The organism is Falsiroseomonas sp. HW251, assembly GCF_050563545.1.
In the GTDB taxonomy this organism is placed as follows: domain Bacteria; phylum Pseudomonadota; class Alphaproteobacteria; order Acetobacterales; family Acetobacteraceae; genus Falsiroseomonas.
Genome location: NZ_JBNXUM010000032.1, coordinates 55,563 through 78,316, shown reverse-complemented (window position 1 = coordinate 78,316; position 22,754 = coordinate 55,563). Strand labels below are relative to the sequence as shown.

Genomic DNA, 22,754 nt, shown 5'->3' with positions numbered 1-22,754 from the left:
AACGATGGACGTCGAGCTGATCGCGCCGATCGCCATGGACGAGGGCCTGCGCTTCGCCATCCGCGAGGGCGGCCGCACCGTCGGCGCCGGCGTCGTCGCGAAGATCGTGAAGTAGGGCACGGGCAAGGGACACGGGCCTTACGGTCATGGACAGCCAGAACATCCGCATCCGCCTCAAGGCGTTCGATCACCGCGTGCTGGACGGCAGCACGCGGGAGATCGTCAACACGGCCAAGCGGACGGGCGCGCGGGTGCGCGGCCCGATCCCCCTGCCGACGCAGATCGAGCGTTTCACCGTCAACCGCTCGCCGCACGTCGACAAGAAGTCGCGCGAGCAGTTTGAGATCCGCACGCATCGGCGTCTTCTCGACATCGTCGACCCCACCCCGCAGACCGTGGACGCGCTGATGAAGCTCGACCTGGCCGCCGGCGTGGACGTCGAGATCAAGATCTGACGCGCGCGAAGGGACCAGGACCATGGCCACTCAAGGCCGTACCGGGCTGATCGCCCGCAAGCTGGGGATGACCCGGCTGTTCAACGACGACGGCTCCACCGTGCCGGTAACCGTGCTGCATCTGGACGATGTGCGCGTGGTGGCGAACCGCACGGCGGAGAAGGACGGCTACGACGCCGTCCAGCTCGGCATCGGCAATGCCAAGCCGAAGAACGTCTCGAAGCCCCAGAAGGGCCATTTCGCGAAGGCCGGCGTCGAGGCGCCGCGCAAGGTCGTCGAGTTCCGCGTGCCGGCCGAAGGGCTGGTGGCGCCGGGCACGAAGCTCGCGGCCGAGCATTTCGTGAAGGGCCAGAAGGTGGACGTCACGGGCGTGACGGTCGGCAAGGGCTTTGCGGGCGGCATGAAGCGCTGGAACTTCGCTGGCCTCGAGGCCTCGCACGGCGTGTCCATCAGCCACCGCTCGCTGGGCTCGACGGGCAACCGGCAGGATCCCGGCAAGACCTTCAAGAACAAGAAGATGGCCGGCCATCTCGGCGTCGAGCGCGTGACCACCCAGAACCTGGTGGTCGCCGGTCACGACGCGGAGCGCGGCCTGCTGCTGATCAAGGGCGCCATCCCGGGCCCGAAGGGCGGCTATGTGCTGGTCCGCGACGCCGTGAAGCGCGCGCGCCCGGCCGATGCGCCCTTCCCGGCCGCCGTCATGGCGCAGGGGTAACGGATCATGCCGAAGCTTCCCGTCATCACGCTGGACAACGCGCCCGCGGGTGAGATCGAGCTGCCGGAGGCGCTGTTCGGCGTCGCCCCGCGCGCCGACATCCTCTCCCGCGTCGTGCATTGGCAGCTCGCCAAGCGCCGTGCCGGCACGCACAAGGCCAAGGGCATGGGCGAGGTCTCCGGGACGACCAAGAAGCCCTATCGCCAGAAGGGCACCGGCAACGCTCGCCAGGGCTCACTGCGCGCGCCGCAGTTCCGCACCGGCGGCGTCGTGCACGGCCCGGTCGTGCGCAGCCATGAGTACAGCCTGAACAAGAAGGTCCGTCGCCTGGGCCTGATCCACGCGCTGTCGGCCAAGGCGGCCGAGGGCAAGCTGGTGGTGCTCGACGCGGCCGCGGCCGGCGCCGATGCGAAGACCGCTGCGGTCGCCAGGCAGCTGAAGGCGCTGGGCTGGACGAGCGCACTGGTGGTGGACGCGACGGTGGACGAGGGCTTCGCCCGCGTCACGCGCAACCTGCCGCGCGTGGACGTGCTGCCCTGCGTCGGCGCGAACGTCTACGACATCCTCCAGCACGACGTGCTGGCGGTGACGCGCGCGGGCGTCGAGGCGCTCGCGAAGCGCCTGAACGGGGAGACCGCGGCATGAGCGACGCGGCGGAGAAGAAGGGCGTGCAGCTCAATGCCGAGCGCATGTACCAGGTGATCGTCGCCCCGGTGGTGACGGAGAAGGCGACCCGGCTGAACGAGTTCAGCCAGGTGACCTTCCGCGTCGCCCTCGATGCGACGAAGCCGGAGATCAAGGCGGCGGTGGAGCAGCTGTTCTCGGTGAAGGTCGAGGCGGTGAACACGGTCGTGATGAAGGGCAAGACCAAGCGGTTCCGCGGCCGTGAAGGCAAGCGGTCCGATTGGAAGAAGGCGGTGGTGCGGCTGCAGGCAGGCCAGACCATCGACCTGACCACGGGGCTCGCGTGACGCCATGGCACTGAAGAACTTCAACCCGATCACGCCGTCGCTCCGCGGGACGGTCCTGATCGACCGATCCGAGCTGTGGAAGGGCAAGCCGGTCAAGGCATTGACCGTCGGCAAGTCGCACAGCGGCGGGCGCAACAACCACGGCCGCATCACCAGCCGCTTCCGCGGCGGCGGGCACAAGCAGTCCTATCGCCTGGTGGACTTCAAGCGCCGCAAGTTCGACGTGCCGGCGACGGTCGAGCGTCTGGAATACGACCCGAACCGCACGGCCTTCATCGCCCTGATCAAGTATCAGGACGGCGAGCTCGCCTACATCATCGCGCCGCAGCGACTGAAGGCGGGCGACACGGTGGTGAACGGCTCGAAGGGCGCGGACATCAAGCCGGGCAACGCGATGCCGCTCGCCAACATCCCCGTCGGCACGATCATCCATGCGATCGAGCTGAAGCCGGGCGCGGGTGCGAAGGTCGCGCGCTCCGCCGGTACCTTTGCGCAGCTCGTCGGCAAGGACAGCGGCTACGCGCAGATCAAGCTGATGTCCGGCGAGCTCCGCGTCGTGCGCGCGGAGTGCATGGCGGCGATCGGCGCGGTGTCGAACGCCGACAACATGAACCAGCAGATCGGCAAGGCGGGCCGCGTGCGGTGGATGGGCTTCCGTCCGCACAACCGCGGCGTCGTGATGAACCCGGTCGACCACCCGCATGGTGGTGGCGAGGGCCGGACTTCGGGCGGCCGTCATCCGGTGACGCCCTGGGGCAAGCCGACCAAGGGTGCCAAGACCCGCAGCAACAAGCGGACGGACAAGCTCATTGTCCGTCGGCGTAACGCGACGAAGGGCTGAACGGGATGCCGCGCAGCGTCTGGAAGGGGCCGTTCGTGGACGGCTACCTGCTCAACAAGGCGGAAGTGTCGCGCGCTTCGGGCCGCAGCGAGATCATCAAGATCTGGTCGCGCCGGAGCACGATCCTGCCGCAGTTCGTCGGCCTGACCTTCGGCGTCTACAACGGGAAGAAGTTCATCCCGGTACAGGTGACGGAGAACATGGTCGGCCACAAGTTCGGCGAGTTCTCGCCGACGCGCACCTTCAACGGCCACTCCGCCGACAAGAAGGCGAAGCGGGGCTGACATGAGCAAGCCGAAGTATCCGCGCAACCTTGCTGAGACCGAGGCCCAGGCCATCCTCAGCAACATCCGCGTCTCGCCGCGCAAGCTGAACCTGGTGGCCGCGCTGATCCGCGGCCGCACGGCGCAGGACGCGGTGGCCACGCTGACCTTCTCCAAGCGGCGCATCGCGCAGACCGTGAAGAAGACGCTGGAGAGCGCCATCGCCAACGCCGAGAACAACCATCAGCTCGACGTGGACCGCCTGGTCGTTTCACGCGCCGAGGTTGGCCGGTCGATCGTGATGAAGCGCTTCCACGCCCGCGGCCGCGGCCGCGCGTCGCGTGTCGAGAAGTGGTTCAGCCACCTGAAGATCGTGGTCGCCGAGAAGTCGCCCGAGGCGCCGGCGCAGAAGGAAGCCGCGTAACATGGGGCACAAAGTCAATCCGATCGGGCTCCGGCTCGGCATCAACCGCACCTGGGACAGCCGTTGGTTCGCCGACGGCGACTATTCCAAGATGCTGCACGAGGACCTGAAGCTGCGGCGCACGCTGCGCGAGCGGCTGAAGGGCGCGGGCGTGTCCCGGGTGGTGATCGAGCGCCCGGCGAAGAAGCCGCGCGTCACGATCCACGCGGCGCGGCCTGGCGTCGTGATCGGCAAGAAGGGCGCCGACATCGAGGTGCTGCGCAAGGACCTCGCGAAGATGGCCGGCGCGGAGGTCTCGCTGAACATCGTCGAGATCCGCAAGCCCGAGATCGACGCGACGCTGGTGGCCGAGAGCATTGCCCAGCAGCTGGAGCGCCGGGTCGCCTTCCGCCGCGCGATGAAGCGCGCGGTGCAGTCGGCCATGCGCCTCGGCGCAGGCGGTATCCGGATCAACTGCTCCGGCCGTCTCGGCGGCGCCGAGATCGCGCGCATGGAGTGGTACCGCGAGGGGCGCGTACCGCTGCACACGCTGCGCGCGGACATCGATTTCGGGACCGCGACCGCGAAGACGACCTATGGCACCTGCGGTGTGAAGGTCTGGATCTTCAAGGGCGAGGTAATGGCCCATGATCCGATGGCGCAGGACAAGCGCGCCGCGGAACAGGCCCCGCAGCGCTGAAGTGGTGAATTGAGATGCTGCAACCGAAGCGCACCAAGTTCCGCAAGGCCCACAAGGGCCGCATCAAGGGCGTCGCGAAGGGCGGGTTCAGCCTGACCTTCGGCGGATTCGGCCTGAAGGCCCTCGAGCCGGAGCGCGTGACCGCGCGCCAGATCGAGGCCGCCCGTCGCGCGATCACCCGCGCGATGAAGCGGCAGGGCCGTGTCTGGATCCGGATCTTCCCGGACGTCCCGGTCTCCACGAAGCCGGCCGAGGTCCGCATGGGCTCGGGCAAGGGCGCGCCGGAATACTGGGTCTGTCGCGTGAAGCCTGGCCGCATCATGTTCGAGCTCGACGGCGTGTCCAACGACATCGCGCGCGAGGCGCTTGCCCTCGGTGCGGCGAAGCTGCCGATCAAGACGAAGATCGTCACGCGCCTCGGCGCGTCGCCGGCGGAGGCCTGATCATGGCGATGACGAAGATCGCGGACGTGCGCGGCAAGTCCGCGGATGAGCTGCAGGAAATGCTGGTCGGTCTTCGGAAGGAGCAGTTCAACCTGCGCTTCCAGCGGGCGACCGGGCAGCTCGAGGCGGTGGGGCGCATCAAGGAAGTGCGCCGGACGATCGCCCGGGTGAAGACCATCATGGCGGAGCGCTCGCGCCCCGCCGCTGCGAAGTAAGGGGTTCCGGGCGATGCCGAGGCGCGTCCTCACGGGCCGGGTGGTCAGCGACAAGACCGACAAGACGGTGACCGTCCTTGTCGAGCGTCGCGTGATGCACCCGCTCTACAAGAAGTTCATCCGCCGATCGAAGAAGTACGCGGCGCACGACGAGGCGAACCTCTGCAAGGAGGGCGACACCGTCTCAATCGAGGAGTGCCGCCCGATCAGCAAGAGCAAGTCCTGGCTGGTCGTGACGCGCAACGGCGAGACCGTGGCGCGCCCGGCGGGCTTCGATGCGCCGGCTGAAGCGGCGCCTGCCGCTGCGGGGGCCTGATCCATGATCCAGGTCGAATCCAACCTCGAGGTCGCCGACAATTCCGGCGCGCGCCGCGTCCAGTGCATCAAGGTGCTCGGCGGCTCGAAGCGGAAGGTCGCGTCGGTCGGCGACGTCATCGTCGTCTCCGTGAAGGAGGCGATCCCCCGCGCCAAGGTGAAGAAGGGCGAGGTGCATCGCGCCGTGATCGTGCGGACGGCCTATCCGGTCCGCCGCATCGACGGCACCGCGATCCGCTTCGACGGCAACGCCGCGGTGCTGATCAACAAGCAGGGCGAACCCATCGGGACGCGCATCTTCGGACCGGTCGTGCGCGAGCTGCGCGCGAAGAAGTTCATGAAGATCATCTCGCTGGCGCCGGAGGTCCTGTAAGGCCATGGCGGCGAAGATCAGGAAGGGCGACAAGGTCCAGGTTCTGGCCGGTCGCGACAAGGGCAAGCGCGGGGAAGTCATCCGCGTGGTGCCGAAGGACAACCGCGCCTTCGTGCAGGGCGTGAACATGGTGAAGCGGCACGAGAAGCCGCAGGGCCTCAACCGCCCAGGCGGCATCACGGAGAAGGAGGGTCCGATCGACCTCTCCAACCTCGCGCTGCTCGACCCCAAGACCGACAAGCCGACCCGCGTGGGTTTCAAGACCCTCGAGGACGGCAAGAAGGTCCGCGTGGCGAAGGCCTCTGGTGAGGTGATCGACCGATGAGCGGGACGAAGAAGGGCGGCGCGCCGGCCAAGGGCGGCGCAAAGAAGCCGAGCGACAACAAGAAGGCCGCGGCCGCGAAGCCCGCGCGCGAGGGTGGCGGCCAGGCCGCGACCTCCGTCGCCGCGAAGGCGGGTCCGGCTGCCGCGGCGCCGGCCGAGCAGCCGCGCCTGCGCAAGCTCTACGACGAGGTCGTGCGCAAGAAGCTGGCCGAGGAGTTCGGGTACAAGAACCCGATGGAAGTGCCGAAGCTCGACAAGATCGTCATCAACATGGGCGTGGGCGAAGCCGCCGGCGACCAGAAGAAGCTCGACGCAGCGGTGGCCGAGCTGATGGCGATCGCGGGCCAGAAGCCGGTGAAGACGATCGCGAAGAAGGCGATCGCCGGCTTCAAGATCCGCGAGGGCCAGGCGATCGGCTGCAAGGTCACGCTGCGCAAGGCGCGGATGTACGAGTTCCTGGACCGCCTGGTCACCATCGCGCTGCCGCGCGTGCGTGACTTCCGCGGCATCCCCGGCAATCGCGGCTTCGACGGCCGTGGCAACTACGCCATGGGCCTGAAGGAGCAGATCGTGTTCCCCGAGATCAACTACGATCGCGTGGACACGGTGCGCGGGATGGACATCCAGTTCGTCACCACGGCGAAGACGGACAAGGAAGCCAAGGCCCTTCTGAAGGCCTTCGACCTCCCCTTCGCCAACTGAACCCGTTTGGAAAACCGCCGCGGTGCACCCGCGGCAGGTTCCGGAGGAACTGAAACGACATGGCCAAGACCTCGTCAGTCGAGAAGAACAACCGCCGCGCGCGGCTGTCCAAGCTGCATGCCCCGAAGCGCGCCGCGCTGAAGGCTGTCGTCATGGACCGCGACCGGCCGGTGGAAGAGCGCTTCGAGGCGACGCTGAAGCTCGCCCAGCTGCCCCGCAACGGCGCGAAGAACCGCGTCCGTCTGCGCTGCGAGCTGACGGGGCGTCCGCGCGGCAACTACCGCAAGTTCAAGCTGAGCCGTAACCAGCTCCGCGAACTGGCCAGCACCGGCCAGATTCCGGGGATGGTGAAGGCAAGCTGGTAAGGAAGGCCGCGCCATGTCGCTGTCAGATCCGCTGGGTGACCTGCTCACCCGCATCCGCAACGCCCAGTCCGCTCGCCAGAGCCGCTGCATCGCGCCGGCCTCCAAGCTGCGCGAGAACGTGCTCGATGTGCTGAAGCGCGAGGGCTACATCCGGGCCTGGTCGACCGAGGACGTCCGTCCCGGCGTGAAGGTCATCGCGATCGAGCTGAAGTATTCGGAGGGCGAGCCCGCCATCAAGGAGATCCACCGGGTCTCCAAGCCCGGCCGGCGCGTCTATTCGAAGATTGCGGAGCTGCCGAAGTTCTACAACGGGCTCGGCATCTCCATCCTGTCCACGCCGAAGGGCGTGATGAGCGACCATGAGGCCCGCACCGCCAATGTCGGCGGCGAGGTCCTCTGCCGCGTGTTCTGACCGGGAGGGCAGGGGACATGTCTCGCGTAGGCAAGTATCCGGTGCCGGTCCCGGCGGGCGTCCAGGTGGCGCTGCAGGGCCGCACCGTCGTCGCCAAGGGCAAGCTCGGCGAGCTGAAGCTCGATCTGACGGACGAGGTGGACGTCGAGGTCGAGAGCAACCACGTCGCGGTGAAGCCGCGCGGGTCCGACCGTCGTGCGCGCACAATGTGGGGGACCACGCGCAGCCTGATCCAGGGCATGGTGACCGGCGTGTCCACGGGCTTCACCAAGTCCATGGAGATCACCGGCACCGGCTACAAGGCCGCGGTGCAGGGCAAGGACCTGGTGCTGAACCTCGGCTACAGCCATGAGATCCGCTACCCGATCCCGGAAGGGATCAAGATCACCTGCGAGCGTCCGACGGCCGTGAAGGTCGAAGGGTCCGACAAGCGCAAGGTGGGCCAGGTGGCGGCCGAGATCCGCGCCTATCGCGGCCCCGAGCCCTACAAGGGCAAGGGCGTCCGGTACGACAACGAGGTGATCCTCCGGAAGGAGGGTAAGAAGAAGTAATGGCTGACAAGCTCGCATTGCAGGCGCGCCGCCGCGCGCGGTTGCGCTACCAGCTCAAGGTGAAGTCGGGCGGGCGTCCGCGCCTTTCCGTCTTCCGCTCGGGCAAGCACATCTATGCGCAGGTCATCGACGACGGGCAGGGCCGCACCGTGGCCGCCGCCTCCTCGCTCGAGAAGACCATGCGCGAGGGGCTGAAGACCGGCGCCGACAAGGACGCCGCGACCGCGGTCGGCAAGCTGGTCGCCGAGCGTGCGCTCGCCGCCGGCGTGACCGCGGTGGTCTTCGACCGCGGGCCCTACCTGTACCACGGCCGCGTCAAGGCGCTGGCGGAGGCTGCCCGCGAGGGCGGCCTCTCGTTCTGAGGAGTTCGGCTATGGCAAGGGGACCGATGGGCGGCGGCGAGGGCGGCGGTGGCGAGGGCGGTGACCGCCGTCGTGGCCGCGGCCGTGACCGCGACCGGGAGAACCGGCCCGAGCGGACGGAGGGCGACGAGCTCAAGGACAAGCTCGTCACCATCAACCGCGTCGCCAAGGTGGTGAAGGGCGGCCGGCGCTTCAGCTTCGCGGCGCTCGTCGTCGTGGGCGACCAGAAGGGCCGCGTCGGCTGGGGCGCGGGCAAGGCGCGCGAGGTGCCGGAGGCTATCCGCAAGGCGACGGAGCGTGCCAAGCGCACGATGATCCGCGTGCCGATGAAGGAAGGCCGCACGCTGCACCACGACATCATCGGCGAGTTCGGTGCGGGCCGCGTCATCCTGCGCGCGGCGCCTGCCGGCACCGGGATCATCGCGGGCGGCCCGATGCGCGCGGTGTTCGAGACACTGGGCATGGGCGACGTCGTCGCGAAGTGCACCGGCACCACGAACCCGCACAACATGGTCAAGGCGACCTTCGCGGCGCTGTCGAACTGCACCAGCCCCAGGGCGGTGGCGGCACGGCGCGGCAAGAAGGTCTCGGACCTGCTCGGCGCCCGCAAGGACGGCGCCGAGGCGGCGGAGGCTGCTTGAGATGTCTGACAGGAAGACCGTGAAGGTGACCCAGACCGGGTCGCCGATCGGCCGCAAGCCCGGCCAGCGCGAGACGCTGATCGGCCTCGGCCTCAACAAGATGCACCGGTCGCGCGAGCTGGAGGACACCCCGGCCGTGCGGGGGATGATCCGCAAGGTCGCCCACCTGGTGAAGGTGGAGGGCTGATCCGTGCCCAAGCTCAATGAGATCCGCGACAACGACGGCGCGCGCGACCGGTTCAAGCGCATCGGCCGCGGCATCGGCTCCGGCAAGGGCAAGACCGGCGGCCGCGGCGTGAAGGGCCAGAAGGCGCGCACCGGCGTCAGGCTGAACGGGTTCGAGGGCGGCCAGCTCCCGATCTACCGCCGCCTGCCGAAGCGCGGCTTCGTCAACCCGTTCCGCAAGGAATACGCGGTGCTGAACCTCGGCACGCTGGACAAGGCGGTCGAGGAAGGCCGGCTGCCCGCCGGCGCCCCGATCGACGAGGCAGCGCTGAAGGCGGCGGGCGTGGTGAAGACCTCCTCCAAGCTCGCGGGCGTGCGCCTGCTGGCGAAGGGCGAGATCAAGCGCGCCGTGTCGCTGACGGTGACGGGCGCCAGCCAGGCCGCCATCGCAGCGGTGCAGGCCGCCGGCGGGACCGTCACCACGACCGCTCCGGCGGCCGAGGCCGAGGGCTGAGCCTGACCATGGCTGCCCCTTGCACCGGACCGGTGCGGGCAGCAATTTAGAAGTGTCTGCGGTGCGGCGTCCCAGGCCAATCACATGGCCCTTGGGGCGCCGTTCCCGTGAGGAGGGACACGCATGGCGTCCGCCGCCGAACAACTCGCGGCCAATCTCAACCTCGGTGTCCTGTCGAAGGCGACCGAGCTCAAGAAGCGCATCTGGTTCACGCTGGGGGCGCTGCTGGTGTACCGCATCGGCTCCTATGTGCCGGTGCCGGGCGTGGACGCCGCTGTGATGGCCGAGATCCTGCAGCAGATGGGCGGCGGGATCCTCGGCATGTTCGACATGTTCACGGGCGGGTCGCTCGGGCGCATGACGGTCTTCGCGCTCAACATCATGCCCTATATCTCGGCCTCCATCATCGTGCAGCTGATGACGGCGGCCATCCCGCAATGGGAAGCGCTGAAGAAGGAAGGCGAGACGGGGCGGAAGAAGCTCAACCAGTACACGCGCTACCTCACGCTCTTCATCGCGATCTTCCAGGCCTATGGCATCGCGATCGGGCTGGAGTCGCTGCGCGGGAGCTTCGGCCCAGCGGTGCATGACGGTGGCTGGTTCTTCCGCATCTCGACCGTGATCACGCTGACCGGCGGCACGATGTTCCTGATGTGGCTCGGCGAGCAGATCACCGCGCGCGGTGTCGGCAACGGCATCAGCCTGATCATCTTCGCGGGCATCGTGGCGAACCTGCCGCATGCGCTGGCCGCCACGCTCGAGCTCGGCCGCACCGGCGCGCTGTCCACCTTCTTCATCATCTTCTTCCTCGTCGCCGCGCTCGCCATCATCGCCGCCGTTGTCTTCATGGAGCGGGCGCAGCGCCGCATCCCGGTGCAATACCCCAAGCGCCAGGTCGGCAACCGCATGTTCGGCGGCGAGAACACGCATCTGCCGCTGAAGCTGAACACCGCCGGCGTCATGCCGCCGATCTTCGCGTCCTCATTGCTGCTGCTGCCCGCGACCTTCGCGGCCTTCCAGACCGACCGGGCCGAGCCGTCGATCCTGACCGACATCGCGAACCTGCTGGCGCATGGGCAGCCGCTTTACATGGCGCTCTACCTCGCGGGGATCGTGTTCTTCGCCTTCTTCTACACCGCCGTCGTGTTCAACCCGCAGGAGACGGCGGACAACCTCCGCAAGTATGGCGGCTTCGTGCCGGGCATCCGTCCGGGCCAGCCGACGGCCGACTATTTCGACCGGGTGCTGACCAGGCTGACGGCGGTCGGCGCGCTCTATCTCGCCGCCATCTGCATCCTGCCGGAGATCCTGATCGCGCATTACGGCGTGCCCTTCTACTTCGGCGGCACGTCGCTGCTGATCATCGTCTCCGTGACGATGGACACGGTGGCGCAGGTCCAGTCGCACCTCTTCGCGCACCAGTACGAGGGGCTGATCAAGAAGGCCCGGCTCGGCGGCCGCGGCACGCAACCGGGGGGACGCGGACGATGAGGCTGATCCTGCTGGGCCCGCCCGGCGCGGGGAAGGGCACCCAGGCCAAGCGGCTGGAGGAGCGCTACCGCATCGCCCAGATCTCGACGGGCGACATGCTGCGCGCCGAGGTGAAGTCGGGCTCCGAACTCGGCGCCAAGGCGAAGGCGATCATGGAATCGGGCGCGCTGGTGCCGGACGGGATCGTCACCGCCATGCTGGCCAAGCGTGTCCAGCAGCCCGATTGCGAACGGGGCTTCATCCTGGACGGCTTCCCCCGCACGGTGCCCCAGGCCGAGGCGCTGGACGTCATGCTGCGCGAGCAGAAGATGGACCTCGACCACGTCGTCGAGCTTGCCGTGGACGACGGCGCGCTGGTCGAGCGGATCGCCGGGCGCTTCACCTGCGCCAAGTGCGGCGAGGGCTACCACGACAGCTTCAAGAAGCCGGCCAGGGCCGGGGTCTGCGACGTCTGCGGCAGCACGGAATTCACCCGCCGCGCCGACGACAAGGCGGAGACGGTGGCCGCCAGGCTCGATGCCTACCACCGCCAGACCGCGCCGCTCCTGCCCTTCTACAAGGCTCAGGGGAAGCTCAAGCAGGTGGACGGCATGGCCGAGATGGACGAGGTGACCCGCCAGCTCGCGGCGATCCTCGGCACACCCGGGGGTTCCTGACCCACGGGAGCTTGACGAACCCGGCCGGGGCGGTGTAGTCCGCCGCCTCCGCGGTTCGGGGGTATCCCCCGGCCGCCCTTCGCCGTTGTCTTACTGGACTGTGACCTGAACGCCGGCTTTGGCCGGCGGCTAGAGGGGCCTGATCCGCCCCGTGAGGAGAGACGCATCGTGGCGCGCATCGCCGGCGTGAACATCCCGACCAACAAGCGGGTGGCCATTTCGCTCCGCTACATCTACGGAATCGGGCCGAAGAACGCGAAGGACATCGTCGACCAGCTCGGCATCCCCGAGGAGCGTCGGGTGAACCAGCTGACGGATGACGAGGTGCTGCGCATCCGCGAGCTGATCGACCGGGAATACCGCGTGGAGGGCGACCTCCGCCGCGAAGAGGCGATGAACAAGAAGCGCCTCATGGACATGGCCTGCTACCGCGGCCTGCGCCACCGCAAGGGCCTGCCGGTCCGCGGCCAGCGCACGCACACGAATGCGCGCACGCGCAAGGGCAAGGCGGTGGCGATCGCCGGCAAGAAGAAGGTGACGAAGTAGGATGGCTCGCGAACCCCGCGCCGGCGCCGGCAATCGCCCGCGCAAGAAGGAACGGAAGAACATCTCGTCGGGCGTCGCGCACGTCCTGGCGAGCTTCAACAACACCGTCGTCACCATCACCGACGCGCAGGGCAACGCCATCGCCTGGTCGTCTGCCGGCAGCCAGGGCTTCAAGGGCAGCCGCAAGTCCACCCCCTACGCCGCGCAGGTCGCCGCTGAGGATGCCGGCCGCAAGGCGCGCGAGCACGGGATGGAGACGCTGGAGATCCAGGTGTCCGGTCCCGGCTCGGGCCGTGAATCCGCGCTCCGCGCCCTGCAGGCCGTGGGCTTCTACGTCACCGCGATCCGCGACGTGACGCCCATCCCGCACAACGGTTGCCGCCCGCGCAAGCGCCGTCGCGTCTGACATTGGGGCGGGGCGTCGCCCCGCCTTCGACGCGCTGCCTGGCCGGGACGAGGGAAGACATGATCGAGAAGAACTGGCGTTCGCTGATCGAGACCAAGAAGGACGTCGAGCTCGGCGCCGACGCCACGCGCGTCGCGACGATCGTCGCGGAGCCGCTGGAGCGCGGCTTTGGCATGACGCTCGGCAACGCGCTGCGCCGCATCCTGCTGTCGTCCCTCCAGGGCGCGGCGGTGACGGGCATCCGCATCGACGGCGTGCTGCACGAATTCAGCTCGGTCGCCGGCGTGCGCGAGGACGTCACGGACATCGTCCTCAACGTCAAGCAGCTCGCCATCCGCTACCAGGGCGAGGGCGCGAAGCGCCTGCAGCTGACCGCGACCGGCCCCGGCGAGGTGACCGCTGGCCAGATCCAGACCACCGGCGACATCGAGATCGCCAACCCGGACCTGGTGATCTGCACCCTCGACGACGGCGCGCGGATCTCGATGGAGCTGACGGTCGACACCGGCAAGGGCTACGTCCCGGCCGCGGAGAACCGCCCCGAGGACGCCCCGATCGGCCTGATCCCGGTGGACGCGATCTACTCGCCGGTCCGCCGTGTGGCCTACCAGGTGCAGCCGACCCGCGTCGGCCAGAAGACCGACTACGACAAGCTGGTGCTGACGGTCGAGACCGACGGCACGGTGACGCCCGAGGACGCCGTCGGCATCGCCGCTCGCATCCTGCAGGAGCAGCTGCAGCTCTTCATCAACTTCGAGGAGCCGCGCGCGCGGGTGGTGGAGGAGGTCCGCGACGACCTGCCCTTCAACCGCAACCTGCTCCGCAAGGTGGACGAGCTCGAGCTGTCGGTCCGCAGCGCGAACTGCCTGAAGAACGACAACATCGTCTACATCGGCGACCTCGTGCAGAAGACCGAGCAGGAGATGCTCCGCACGCCGAACTTCGGCCGCAAGTCGCTGAACGAGATCAAGGAAGTCCTCGCCTCCATGGGCCTCGGCCTCGGCATGACCGTGCCGGGCTGGCCGCCGGAGAACATTGAGGACCTCGCGAAGAAGCTGGAGGAGCCCTTCTGAGGGCCCCGAGATAGTCAGGAAGCAAGACCATGCGTCACGGGTTTGCCGGCCGTAAGCTCGGCGTCACCTCCAGCCACCGTATCGCCATGCTGCGCAGCATGGCGACGAGCCTGATCAAGCATGAGCAGATCACCACGACGCTGCCGAAGGCGAAGGAGCTGCGCCCCTATGTCGAGCGCATCATCACGCTCGGCAAGCGCGGCGACCTGCATGCGCGCCGCCAGGCCCATGCGCAGATCCGCGACGAGAAGGTGGTGGACAAGCTCTTCACCACGATCGCGGAGCGCTACAAGGCGCGCCAGGGCGGCTACACCCGCGTGCTGAAGGCGGGCGTGCGCTACGGCGACGCGGCGTCCATGGCCGTGATCGAGCTGGTCGAGCGCGACGTCGCCGCCAAGGGCCTCGACAGCGGACCGAAGCCGGAGGCCGTCGAGGAAGAGGCCGAGGCGTAAGTCACGGCTCTCCCCCCGTTCGCGGGGGAGGGTCGGGGTAGGCGGACCCACCCCGCGATACTGGGCGCCGCAAGGCGCCCTTTTTCGTGCCCGCGCCGTTCAGCCCCCGCCGGCCTTGCGCTGGCTGTCGGCCAGGCCCTTGCCCATCAGCAGGCCCATCTCGCCGGGGCGGTCGCTGTACTCGCGCATCGTGCGATAGGGCACCGCGGTGATCTCCGCGATGACGTTCAGCTTCCCCGCGACGTCGAGAGCGCTGAAGCGGCCGGCGCCAGGCCGGCGCTCGAACAGCAGCGCCACCGCCTGGACGGTCCGCGGGGGGACCAGGCCGAGGACGCGCACATGCTCCGGCGTGATGTCGGCGGCCGTGAGGGTGCGGTTCGGCATCACATAGCCCGCCGCCCCGCCATCCCTAGGCCGCGCCTCGGTCAGCTTCGCGCCGGCCGGCGGCGTCGCGCTGAGGTCGCCTGCGCGGAAATCGAGCTCGGCGCCGTTCTCCTGCTCGATGTAGACGCGCTCACCGTCAACCTCCACGACCTTGCCGCTGCGCCGCCCGTCGCGGTGCCACACCTGCTGTCCAACCCGGAACATCCCGCATTTCTCCCAGTGCCGGCCGCGCCCGCAGCCCCGGGCCCGACGCGATCAGGCGCCAGAGCCGCATGTCGCCCGTCTTCGGCGCCCGGGGCAGCATCGGCGCGTCAGCGCCCGGTGCGCAACTCCAGCCTCGTCAACCACAGTCCCGCGGCGACGATGACCGCGACGCCGGCCAGCATCGCGGTCTCCGGCACCTCGTGGAAGAAGAGCCAGCCGAACAGGATGCCCCACAGGATCATCGCGTATTGCCACGGCACCACCACCGGCGCCGGCGCCAGCGCGAGCGACTTCGTGACAGCCAGATGTGCGATGACGCCCGTGACGCCGAGCGCCATCAGCAGCGCGACGTCGGCCAGCGTCGGCGGCACCCAGGCCCAGGGCAGCATCACCAGGCCGAAGAGCAGCGCGCCCGTCATCTGGTAGGTCGCGAGCACGGTGGCGGACGTCGCGCGCAGCGCCCGGGTGCAGAGAAGGTACGCCGTGTAGACGCAGACCCCGACCAGGGCGACCACGGTCGGCAGCCAGCCCGAATCGAGCCCCGCGCCGAGCGCCAGCACCACGCCCGCGAAGCCGACCAGCACGGCGACGAAGCGCGCGGCCTCCAGCCTTTCCTTCAGGATCACGGCGGAGGCGACGGCCACGAAGATCGGGGTGGCCATCCAGAACGCCATGGTGTCAGCCAGCGGCATCATGCCGACCGCCCAGTAGAAGCAGGCGACCTCGATCGTCCCGGCGGCGACGCGCCCGGCCTGCAGCCAGGGCCGGCGCGGCCGCAGCAGGTGCGCCGCGCCCTCGCGCCAGATGAAGGGGGCGAGGACGACCAGCGCCGCGATGGAGCGCAGCACCAGGACCTGCGCAACGGAGTAGGTGGCCACCAGCCACTTCCCCAGCACGTCGTTCAGCGAGAAGGCCAGCACCGCCGCCGACATCAGCGCGATGCCCGCGAGGTTCTGGTTGGCGGCGGGTTTGGTCAGGGAAGAAGCCCTCTCCCCGCCCTCCCCCGCACGGCGGGGGAGGGAGAAGCGAATCGTGACCGCGGGGCTGCTCCCTCCCCCGCCGTGCGGGGGAGGGGTGGGGAGGGGGCCAACGCCCTCACTCCGCCCGGATGTTCGCCTCGCGCACCAGGGTGGCCATCTGCGCGCGCCCTTCCCTTACGAAGCGCGCGAAATCGGCGGGCGAGGACGCGACCGGCACGCAGCCGATCTGCACCAGGCGGGCGCGGATGGCGGGATCGGCGATCGCCTCGGTCAGCGCGGCATAGAGCGCGTTGACCACCGCCGGCGGTGTGCCCGCGGGGCCGAACAGCCCCGCCCATTCATTGGACTCGAAGCCCGCATAGCCCTGCTCTGCGATGGTCGGGACATCGGGGCGGCTCTCCACGCGGCTTGCGGTCGCCACGCCGATGAAGCGCGCGCGGCCGGCATCCACGATCGGCCCCGCCGAGACCAGCGTCGTGAACACCGCGTCCACCGCGCCCGAGGCCAGGTCCTGCGCCGCCGCCGCGCCGCCGCGATAGGGGACGTGCAGCACCTCGATCCCCGCGGCCTTCGAGAACGCCGCCAGGCCGAGATGCCCCGCCGTCGCATTGCCCTGCGTGCCGACGGTCAGGGTGCCGGGCCGCGCCTTCGACGCCGCCACGAACTCCGCCAGAGTGCGCGCGGGAAAATCGTTCTTCACCGCCACCGCGGAGGGGAAGGTCACGACCAGCGAGACCGGGACGAAGGCCGTGGCGTAGTCGAAGGGCAGGCCGCGCAGCAGCGCGGGGTTCACGACGTGGCTCGACGCGTCCCAGAGGAAGGTGTGGCCGTCCGTCGCCCGCGCGACCTCGCCGCCGCCGAGGCTGCCCGAGGCGCCGGTCCGGTTCTCCACCACGAAGCCCTGGCCGAGCCTCTCGCCCATGCGCGGCGTCAGCACCCGCGCCGCGCTGTCGGCCGCACCGCCCGCGGCAAAAGGCACGATCAGGCGGATGGAGCGGCTCGGCCAGGGTGCCTGCGCCCGCGCGGCGACGGGCAGCAGCGCGGCGGCGCCGAGTGCGGCGCGGCGAGTGATCGTCATGGCGTTCTCCGGTCTTGTTGCGCGCGAGATCGGGCAGGGCGGGCGTGCGGTCAACCCGGTTGCGTGCGCCGCACGCTAACCCGCCTCGATCCGCGCCTCGCGAACCAGCACGCCCATCGCCGCCCGCTGCTCCGCGACATAGCGCGCGAAGACGTCCGGCGACGATCCCACGGGATAGGCGCCGAGCGCGTCCAGCCTCTGCCGCACCGTTGGATCGGCCAGCGCGGCGGTGGACGCCTCGAACAGCCGCTGGGTCACCGGCGCCGGCAGTCCGGCCGGCGCGTAGAGACCGTTCCACTCATTGAGCTCGTAGCCGGGAAAGCCCTGCTCCGCGACGGTCGGGACATCGGGCATGGAGGCGATGCGGCTTGCGGTGGAGACGGCCAACGCCCGGATCCGCCCCTCCCGCGCCAGCTGCAGCGAGGAGGAGACGGTGCCGAAGACGAAGGCGATCGCCCCGCCCATGAGGTCCTGCAGCGCCGGCGTGCCGCCGCGATAGGGCACGTGCTGGATGTCGAGCCCGGCGCGCTGCGCAAAGAGCGCCGCGGCCAGGTGCGCCGCCGTCGCATTGCCGGACGATCCGTAGGAAAGCTGCCCCGGCCGCGCCTTCACATAGGCCACGAACTCCGCGAGCGTTCGTGCCGGGATCTGCGGGGCGATCACCAGCAGCTGCGGCAGCACCACGACCTGGCTGACCGGCGTGAAGGCCGTGGCGTAGTCGAAGGGCAGGTTGCGGATCAGCCAGGGATTCACGGTATGGGCCATGGCGTCGATCATGATGGTCTGCCCGTCGGGCGCGCTGCGCGCGAGCTCCGCTGCGCCGATCGATCCGCCCGCGCCGGCGCGGTTCTCAACCACGATGGGCTGGCCAAGGAAGGCGCCCATCGGCACGGCCAGCAGGCGGGACGTCGTGTCCACCCCGCCGCCCGGCGGATAGGGCGCGATCAGGCGCATCGGTCGGGACGGCGTCCATTGCGCGTGTGCTGCGCGCGCGATCAGGGGCGCGGCGAGAAGGCCGCCGAAGGCGCGGCGGGTCAGGCGGGGCATGCATGTTCCTCCCGGGGTGAGCGCAACCTCAGCCGACCAGCGCGTCACCAGCCATGTCGCCCGGCAATCTGCCCCAGCCCTCAGTCGTCGAACAGCACCGTCATGTTCGCCGGGAAGGGCGTGCGCCCGTCGATGCGCCCGGCCTCCCCTTCCGCCCTTCGCAGCCCCTGCTTGGCCAGCACCGGCTTCAGCATCGCCGGCACCACGGCGCGGTTGATCCAGCCGCCGAAGCAGGCGTGCATGCCATAGCCCCAAAGCATGTAGTCGCCCCAGGGCCGACCGGGTCGGAAGGCCTCGGGCTTCTCCATCGCCAGCGAGTCGAACATGGCGGAGAGATTTGCGGCCAGCACCATCGTGCCCTTCGGGATGCGCAGGCTCCGCCAGGTGCCTCGCGCGATCTCCGTATCGCGGACCGCGCGGCGGTAGATCACGGGGTTCACGGGATCGAAGCGCAGCGCCTCGAAGACGATCTCGGCGAGGCGTGCATCGTCCCCCGCGCGCGCCGCCACCTGCGCCATCGCCAGCGCATCCGGCCGGTCCAGCAGTTGCGAAAGCGCCTGCGTCGCCGCCTTGGACAGCGTCGGCACCAGCCCGATCACCAGCCCGATCAGGTTGTTGCGGATGCCGCGGTCGTCCATTCCCGGCACCCCCGCCGCCTGCAGCGCCAGGCAGCGGCCGAGCACATCGTCCTGCGCCGATGGGTTCGCCTTGCGCGCGGCGATGCAGGCATCGATCCAGTCCCGCGCCGCGGCTGCCGCGGCGAGTGCCGGTGCGCTCACGCTCTCCTCGCCCTTAAGGTCGACGAAGAGGTACCAGAACATCCGCGTGGCCTGGTCGATCAGCGTCTCCTCGCTGTCATAGGGCAGGCCGAAATAGCGGGCGACGAGCCTCGCCGGCACGCGCCTGGTCAGCGCTGCAGGCACGTCGAGCGTCCCCCGCGCGACCGCGACGATCGCCGCCGCTTCCTCCGCCGCGAAGGGCTGGACGATGCGCGCGACGTCGTCCCGCCGCGCTGCGAGGCGCATCGACGACGTGTCGCGCTGATAATCGACGCCGTCCTGCATGCCGAGGAAGAAGTTCTCGCCGGCCGTGATGGCACGCATCTTGGGCTCGTAGACCACGGCGAAGTCTGCCTCGCGGTCCAGCACTTCCGTCACCTCGGACCGCCGCGTGACGACTGCGGTGCCGGTGTTGTCGTAGGCCGTGACGAGCTTCCGGCCGACGCGCAGATTCGGCCAGAAGGCGCGCAGCACCGCGAAGACCTCGCGTTGCCCGGCCGCTGTGCCGAGCAGCGGCGCGAGCGCCGCGCGGTCCCGGATCGCCGTGCCGGCCAAGCGGAACGCGGCCGCCAGACCCGCGCCCCACATCGGCAGATGGATCGAAGCGGCCCGGATCACGTGGGATCCACCAGGCCCTGGCCGATCATGCGCAGCGCCGTCAGGGAGGGGACGAAGAAATACTCGCCGCCGCGCGTCTCAACGAATTGCGGCATGTTCGCCACGAAGAAGGGCGGCTTGCCGGATGCGGGGTCGGCGGGGATGACGAACTTGTTCTCCTCGAAGTGGTTGCCGACGATCGGGCAGGTGTCGTTCCCGGCGTTGAAGTCCAGCCCGTACTGCATCCATTGCTGCTGCACGAACTCGAACTGGCGGAACAGCGACGCGCATTTCACCATCAGGACGATGCCATGCTCGTCGCTGTCGTCGCCCTGCTCCGGCGCCTCGCCATAGGGCAGGCCGCGGCGGAGGATCCGGCGCCGGTTGTTCAGCACCGATCCCGTCAGCCGATCCGCATCGCCGGTGGACAGCAGGGGGTCCAGCATGTCGCGCGTGTTGGCGCGGCGGATATGGGCCCCGAAGGGGCAGGCGGCGCCGACGCTGTCCTTCCCGAAGGTGAAATCCACGAGCGCCCGCCGCAGCGCGTCCAGGGTCGCGACGTCGCCGGCCTTCTCCGCGGCGTCGCGCCGGTCGCGGAAGGCCTGCCAGGCCTCGAATGTGGGCGCGGCGATCAGCGGCACGCCGTCACGCCAGCGCCCCGCGATCTTCGCAGCCAGGATCTCGCCGGCCTGCTCGCGCGGGACGTCCATCACCGCGGCGTAGCGCTCCGCCTGGGCGGCGATGCAGCGGCGCCAGGCGGAGACGTTCTGATGCAGCTTCCGCACCGCCATAAAGGTGCCGTTGCGACTGAAATCCAGCGGCATCGCCGCGCCCGCGATCTCCTGGCTCTCGTCGGGCCAGCCTAGCAGGAACTCCCCGGTCGCGAGCGGCGCCCATGTCCCGTCGGGCTGCAGCTTGCCCTGGCCCTTGGATCGTTCCCGGCAGTCCGATGGCGCCATCTGCCCTTCGAAGACAGGGTCGCCGATGGCGTCCACGAAGCCGAAATGCTCGGCCGGCAGCGGCGCGAAGCGGCCGTCGGGCTGCCGTCCCAGCCGGGCCGACATCTCCTGCCAGCGCGCATCGGCGCCGCGATGGCCTTCCAGGATGGAGACACCGCCCAGCCCGCACATCCCGACGATCTCCTGGCAGAGCTGCTCGAGCTCCGGCACGGGCTCGCCGGTCGCGGGGTCCATCGCGGCGTTCAGCGTGACCGCGATGTGCACGCGCCGATCGGGCTTCTTCCCGTCCAGCCAGACCGGGTCCCAGGAGTCCACGATGCGCCGGGGAAAGTTGTCGCAAAGGATGTCGGCACGCGCGGCCATGCCGTCGATGAACTCGTCGGGCATGCCGCGCAGCGTGCGGATCGGCACCTCCAGCGCCAGTAGCCCTCGGAAGGTGAAGGCGAGGTTCACGGTCACCGCGGGCCGCACCGCCATCACCTGGCCCGGCATCGGCGCGCGCTTGGAGCTTGGCCAGGGCAGGGCGGAGGTGACGCGCCGGCGCAGCGTCTCCACGAGGTTGCGGCCGGCCTGCGCGTCGCTGACGTTCAGCAGGATCACGCGGCCCTTCGGGAAGCCCATCTTTCCATAGGCCGCGAGGATGTTGCCCTGGATGTCGGCGAGGTCGAGCGAGACGTCCATGGCTCAGCTCCTCACCGTGCCGCGGGCCTGGGTCGGCGCCAGCGGATCTTCGGGGCGATGCGCCGCCAGGAAATCGGCGAAGGCGGCGTGCAGCGCGGCCGGCGCCGCGCCCTGCTGCGAGATGGCGAACCGCGTGAAGTGCTGCTGCAGGTAGAGCGCCTTCGTCACGCTGGTGAGGTCGGTGCGATGGCCCCTCGGCAGCGGGGCCTGCGCCTTCTGGACGATCGTGCGATAGGCATGCCAGACGCCGAGCGGCACGCCGATTGCGCCGATCAGCGCGGCCCACCAGGCCCAGCGTCCGAACCAGCCGAACCAGGCGCCGAGCAGCCCGCAGAGCAGCCCGACCACGAGCAGCACCGCCGCGACGCCAAGCGGCGCGATCACCGGGCCCAGCGGCATGGAGGGGAGGGCCGGGAAGGGGACGTAGTAGTCGTTGAAGGGCATGGTCGTCTCGACCTGGCAGCGCATTACAAGGCGCACGAAGTCGTCCGCGCCCATCGCCCGCTCCCAGCCCTGGCAGTGCATCAGGATGTCGCGCCACTCCTCCTCCATCACGGAGAAGAGGCCACGGAGGTAGCCGACGAGCTCGCCCGAATCGCTGCTGGCCGCGTCGAAGTCGGAGACGAAGATCAGCCAGGCATGCGGCAGGTGGTCCACGGGATCGGGCTGCGTGGGATCGGCGCCGGGCAGGCGTCGCTTCAGCAGCCCGCCGAGCGGGCCCTTCACCGCGGTCACCACGGCGTCGCGGTGGTCGCGGCCGTTGTAGGCGACGTCGTCCATCACGACGAGGCGCGCGAAATGCGTGCGGCGGTCGCGCGCAAAGGGGCTGTTGACGCCCGTGCCCTCGGTCGCCCAGCTCTGCAGCGCCGTCGGCATGCTCGCGAGCTTCTCGCGCAGGCAATGCAGGTGCGACGTCACCCATTCCGCGCCGCGGGGGTCCTGCGCGGGCTCGTCGCGAACGGGGATGAGCGTGGTCAGGAAGTAGTGGCCGCCATCGAAATTCGGCATCTCACGTCCGCCCCTTCAGCACGAGGGATCGCCTGTTCATGTCGGCATTGTGCGTGTCGTTGCTGGCGACCGGCGCGGGGCCGGCGGAGGGCAGGTCGTTCTGCACCTCGACGAGCGCTTTGGTGTAGGCCCGGGCGAAATCCTCGGGCGACATCACCTGGTGCGCGGCGGCGAGCTGGTCGATCTGCGCCCAGACCCGCAGCGCCGCCTTGATGTCGCGCTGCGCCGCGCCGGGCGTCGCGTTGTAGTAGTAGTCGCAATCCACCTGGTTGGCGCGGATGTAGTTCTTGAACGGCGTGATCGGGATCGATCCCGGATACTTGATGGAGGCGTACCAGAAGAGGTCGAGCCCGTTCGGGATGCCGTCGGAAAATGCGTCGATGTACTGGTCCCAGGTGCCGTTGAAGTTGCTGACGAACAGCATGTAGTCGTTCCGCAGCTTCGGCCTGCCCTGGCCGAGGTCGGGCCACTGGTCGCGCCGGATGATGACCCAGCGCGCGAAGTGGATGATAGAAAGGCCGAGAAGCCCGCCGAGCTGCTGCGGCTGCACCCGCGCGATCATGAAGAGCAGCCGGTTGATCCAGGTCTTCCAGGGCCGCATCGGGGTGATGACGTTCATCCCGTAGGCCTTGCCCGCGACGTTCGACATGCTGTCCGCCCCCCGCTGGCCGGGCGCGGGGCGC

General features: G+C 69.5%; 36 protein-coding genes. 28 read left to right on the top strand and 8 right to left on the bottom strand.

From position 1 onward, the window contains the following. The 28 genes from ACLF3M_RS28695 to rplQ all read left to right on the top strand — a co-directional run. Nucleotides 1–115, top strand: a 115-nt coding sequence (locus ACLF3M_RS28695) for a hypothetical protein (RefSeq protein ID WP_430657453.1), incomplete at its 5' end; no start/stop codon positions are given. Nucleotides 116–146: 31 nt separating this feature from the next. Next, nucleotides 147–455 (top strand): 30S ribosomal protein S10, encoded by a 309-nt coding sequence (gene rpsJ / locus ACLF3M_RS28690; protein WP_137177962.1) that lies wholly within the window; start codon nucleotides 147–149, stop codon nucleotides 453–455. A 22-nt stretch (nucleotides 456–477) separates the two neighbouring features. Then, the gene (gene rplC / locus ACLF3M_RS28685; protein ID WP_430660430.1) at nucleotides 478–1,170 is read left to right on the top strand and encodes a 50S ribosomal protein L3; all 693 of its coding nucleotides are present in this window, start codon (nucleotides 478–480) and stop codon (nucleotides 1,168–1,170) included. Between the two features lie 6 nt (nucleotides 1,171–1,176). After that, complete coding sequence (rplD, locus tag ACLF3M_RS28680) at nucleotides 1,177–1,815, top strand: 50S ribosomal protein L4 (RefSeq protein WP_430660429.1); 639 nt, start codon at nucleotides 1,177–1,179, stop codon at nucleotides 1,813–1,815. Beyond that, on the top strand, nucleotides 1,812–2,141 hold the full coding sequence (locus ACLF3M_RS28675) for a 50S ribosomal protein L23 (protein ID WP_430660428.1): 330 nt from the start codon (nucleotides 1,812–1,814) through the stop codon (nucleotides 2,139–2,141). Before rplD ends, ACLF3M_RS28675 begins: the two co-directional genes overlap by 4 nt. A gap of 4 nt (nucleotides 2,142–2,145) precedes the next feature. Continuing rightward, a complete protein-coding gene (gene rplB, locus ACLF3M_RS28670; RefSeq protein ID WP_430660427.1) occupies nucleotides 2,146–2,982 on the top strand; it encodes a 50S ribosomal protein L2 in 837 nt (278 codons plus the stop codon). A 5-nt stretch (nucleotides 2,983–2,987) separates the two neighbouring features. Beyond that, complete coding sequence (gene rpsS, locus ACLF3M_RS28665; RefSeq protein WP_430660426.1) at nucleotides 2,988–3,266, top strand: 30S ribosomal protein S19; 279 nt, start codon at nucleotides 2,988–2,990, stop codon at nucleotides 3,264–3,266. Between the two features lies 1 nt (nucleotide 3,267). Further along, a complete protein-coding gene (gene rplV / locus ACLF3M_RS28660) occupies nucleotides 3,268–3,669 on the top strand; it encodes a 50S ribosomal protein L22 (RefSeq protein ID WP_430660425.1) in 402 nt (133 codons plus the stop codon). 1 nt (nucleotide 3,670) lies between these two features. Continuing rightward, nucleotides 3,671–4,348, top strand: a complete 678-nt coding sequence (rpsC, locus tag ACLF3M_RS28655; RefSeq protein ID WP_430660424.1) for a 30S ribosomal protein S3 — start codon at nucleotides 3,671–3,673, stop codon at nucleotides 4,346–4,348. Nucleotides 4,349–4,362: 14 nt separating this feature from the next. Then, nucleotides 4,363–4,791 (top strand): 50S ribosomal protein L16, encoded by a 429-nt coding sequence (gene rplP, locus ACLF3M_RS28650; RefSeq protein WP_430660423.1) that lies wholly within the window; start codon nucleotides 4,363–4,365, stop codon nucleotides 4,789–4,791. Nucleotides 4,792–4,799: 8 nt separating this feature from the next. Beyond that, nucleotides 4,800–5,006: a 50S ribosomal protein L29 gene (rpmC, locus tag ACLF3M_RS28645; protein WP_430660435.1), complete on the top strand. Its 207-nt coding sequence runs from the start codon at nucleotides 4,800–4,802 to the stop codon at nucleotides 5,004–5,006. A 13-nt stretch (nucleotides 5,007–5,019) separates the two neighbouring features. Next, nucleotides 5,020–5,322, top strand: coding sequence for a 30S ribosomal protein S17 (gene rpsQ / locus ACLF3M_RS28640; protein ID WP_430660422.1), 303 nt, complete (start codon nucleotides 5,020–5,022; stop codon nucleotides 5,320–5,322). A gap of 3 nt (nucleotides 5,323–5,325) precedes the next feature. Beyond that, nucleotides 5,326–5,694 carry a 50S ribosomal protein L14 gene (rplN, locus tag ACLF3M_RS28635; protein WP_430660421.1) on the top strand — a complete coding sequence of 123 codons (369 nt, stop codon included), beginning with the start codon at nucleotides 5,326–5,328 and terminating at the stop codon, nucleotides 5,692–5,694. Nucleotides 5,695–5,698: 4 nt separating this feature from the next. After that, nucleotides 5,699–6,019 carry a 50S ribosomal protein L24 gene (gene rplX / locus ACLF3M_RS28630; protein ID WP_430660420.1) on the top strand — a complete coding sequence of 107 codons (321 nt, stop codon included), beginning with the start codon at nucleotides 5,699–5,701 and terminating at the stop codon, nucleotides 6,017–6,019. Between the two features lie 167 nt (nucleotides 6,020–6,186). Further along, a complete protein-coding gene (rplE, locus tag ACLF3M_RS28625) occupies nucleotides 6,187–6,720 on the top strand; it encodes a 50S ribosomal protein L5 (RefSeq protein ID WP_430660434.1) in 534 nt (177 codons plus the stop codon). Nucleotides 6,721–6,779: 59 nt separating this feature from the next. Then, a complete protein-coding gene (rpsN, locus tag ACLF3M_RS28620; RefSeq protein WP_430660419.1) occupies nucleotides 6,780–7,085 on the top strand; it encodes a 30S ribosomal protein S14 in 306 nt (101 codons plus the stop codon). Nucleotides 7,086–7,098: 13 nt separating this feature from the next. After that, entirely contained in the window at nucleotides 7,099–7,497 is a 399-nt protein-coding gene (gene rpsH, locus ACLF3M_RS28615) for a 30S ribosomal protein S8 (RefSeq protein WP_430660418.1), read from the top strand. Between the two features lie 17 nt (nucleotides 7,498–7,514). Then, nucleotides 7,515–8,048, top strand: a complete 534-nt coding sequence (gene rplF, locus ACLF3M_RS28610) for a 50S ribosomal protein L6 (RefSeq protein WP_430660417.1) — start codon at nucleotides 7,515–7,517, stop codon at nucleotides 8,046–8,048. Next, nucleotides 8,048–8,410, top strand: a complete 363-nt coding sequence (gene rplR, locus ACLF3M_RS28605; protein WP_430660416.1) for a 50S ribosomal protein L18 — start codon at nucleotides 8,048–8,050, stop codon at nucleotides 8,408–8,410. The genes rplF and rplR overlap by 1 nt, the downstream gene beginning before the upstream one ends. Before the next feature lie 11 nt (nucleotides 8,411–8,421). After that, the gene (rpsE, locus tag ACLF3M_RS28600; RefSeq protein ID WP_430660415.1) at nucleotides 8,422–9,051 is read left to right on the top strand and encodes a 30S ribosomal protein S5; all 630 of its coding nucleotides are present in this window, start codon (nucleotides 8,422–8,424) and stop codon (nucleotides 9,049–9,051) included. 1 nt (nucleotide 9,052) lies between these two features. Continuing rightward, a complete protein-coding gene (rpmD, locus tag ACLF3M_RS28595) occupies nucleotides 9,053–9,238 on the top strand; it encodes a 50S ribosomal protein L30 (protein ID WP_430660414.1) in 186 nt (61 codons plus the stop codon). Nucleotides 9,239–9,241: 3 nt separating this feature from the next. Beyond that, nucleotides 9,242–9,730, top strand: coding sequence for a 50S ribosomal protein L15 (gene rplO, locus ACLF3M_RS28590; protein WP_430660413.1), 489 nt, complete (start codon nucleotides 9,242–9,244; stop codon nucleotides 9,728–9,730). Nucleotides 9,731–9,853: 123 nt separating this feature from the next. After that, nucleotides 9,854–11,221 carry a preprotein translocase subunit SecY gene (secY, locus tag ACLF3M_RS28585; protein WP_430660412.1) on the top strand — a complete coding sequence of 456 codons (1,368 nt, stop codon included), beginning with the start codon at nucleotides 9,854–9,856 and terminating at the stop codon, nucleotides 11,219–11,221. Then, entirely contained in the window at nucleotides 11,218–11,877 is a 660-nt protein-coding gene (locus ACLF3M_RS28580; protein ID WP_430660411.1) for an adenylate kinase, read from the top strand. Before secY ends, ACLF3M_RS28580 begins: the two co-directional genes overlap by 4 nt. Nucleotides 11,878–12,045: 168 nt before the next feature. Further along, complete coding sequence (gene rpsM / locus ACLF3M_RS28575) at nucleotides 12,046–12,423, top strand: 30S ribosomal protein S13 (RefSeq protein WP_430660410.1); 378 nt, start codon at nucleotides 12,046–12,048, stop codon at nucleotides 12,421–12,423. Between the two features lies 1 nt (nucleotide 12,424). Next, complete coding sequence (gene rpsK, locus ACLF3M_RS28570; protein WP_430660409.1) at nucleotides 12,425–12,829, top strand: 30S ribosomal protein S11; 405 nt, start codon at nucleotides 12,425–12,427, stop codon at nucleotides 12,827–12,829. 59 nt (nucleotides 12,830–12,888) lie between these two features. Beyond that, a complete protein-coding gene (locus tag ACLF3M_RS28565) occupies nucleotides 12,889–13,902 on the top strand; it encodes a DNA-directed RNA polymerase subunit alpha (RefSeq protein WP_430660408.1) in 1,014 nt (337 codons plus the stop codon). Between the two features lie 29 nt (nucleotides 13,903–13,931). Next, the gene (gene rplQ / locus ACLF3M_RS28560; protein WP_430660407.1) at nucleotides 13,932–14,354 is read left to right on the top strand and encodes a 50S ribosomal protein L17; all 423 of its coding nucleotides are present in this window, start codon (nucleotides 13,932–13,934) and stop codon (nucleotides 14,352–14,354) included. 99 nt (nucleotides 14,355–14,453) lie between these two features. On the opposite strand, the gene ACLF3M_RS28555 is transcribed toward rplQ, so the two are convergent. The 8 genes from ACLF3M_RS28555 to ACLF3M_RS28520 all read right to left on the bottom strand — a co-directional run bounded on the left by ACLF3M_RS28555 (nucleotide 14,454) and on the right by ACLF3M_RS28520 (nucleotide 22,720). After that, nucleotides 14,454–14,942 (bottom strand): hypothetical protein, encoded by a 489-nt coding sequence (locus ACLF3M_RS28555; RefSeq protein ID WP_430660406.1) that lies wholly within the window; start codon nucleotides 14,940–14,942, stop codon nucleotides 14,454–14,456. A 107-nt stretch (nucleotides 14,943–15,049) separates the two neighbouring features. Next, nucleotides 15,050–15,877: a DMT family transporter gene (locus ACLF3M_RS28550; protein ID WP_430660433.1), complete on the bottom strand. Its 828-nt coding sequence runs from the start codon at nucleotides 15,875–15,877 to the stop codon at nucleotides 15,050–15,052. Between the two features lie 160 nt (nucleotides 15,878–16,037). After that, complete coding sequence (locus ACLF3M_RS28545; protein ID WP_430660405.1) at nucleotides 16,038–17,000, bottom strand: Bug family tripartite tricarboxylate transporter substrate binding protein; 963 nt, start codon at nucleotides 16,998–17,000, stop codon at nucleotides 16,038–16,040. Between the two features lie 75 nt (nucleotides 17,001–17,075). Then, nucleotides 17,076–18,047, bottom strand: coding sequence for a Bug family tripartite tricarboxylate transporter substrate binding protein (locus tag ACLF3M_RS28540; protein ID WP_430660404.1), 972 nt, complete (start codon nucleotides 18,045–18,047; stop codon nucleotides 17,076–17,078). 80 nt (nucleotides 18,048–18,127) lie between these two features. After that, on the bottom strand, nucleotides 18,128–19,444 hold the full coding sequence (locus ACLF3M_RS28535; protein ID WP_430660403.1) for a cytochrome P450: 1,317 nt from the start codon (nucleotides 19,442–19,444) through the stop codon (nucleotides 18,128–18,130). Then, nucleotides 19,441–21,063 carry a Dyp-type peroxidase gene (locus ACLF3M_RS28530; RefSeq protein WP_430660402.1) on the bottom strand — a complete coding sequence of 541 codons (1,623 nt, stop codon included), beginning with the start codon at nucleotides 21,061–21,063 and terminating at the stop codon, nucleotides 19,441–19,443. Before ACLF3M_RS28530 ends, ACLF3M_RS28535 begins: the two co-directional genes overlap by 4 nt. A 3-nt stretch (nucleotides 21,064–21,066) precedes the next feature. Continuing rightward, nucleotides 21,067–22,071 carry a hypothetical protein gene (locus ACLF3M_RS28525; protein WP_430660401.1) on the bottom strand — a complete coding sequence of 335 codons (1,005 nt, stop codon included), beginning with the start codon at nucleotides 22,069–22,071 and terminating at the stop codon, nucleotides 21,067–21,069. A gap of 1 nt (nucleotide 22,072) precedes the next feature. Continuing rightward, nucleotides 22,073–22,720 carry a hypothetical protein gene (locus tag ACLF3M_RS28520; protein ID WP_430660400.1) on the bottom strand — a complete coding sequence of 216 codons (648 nt, stop codon included), beginning with the start codon at nucleotides 22,718–22,720 and terminating at the stop codon, nucleotides 22,073–22,075. Nucleotides 22,721–22,754: the final 34 nt, after the last annotated feature.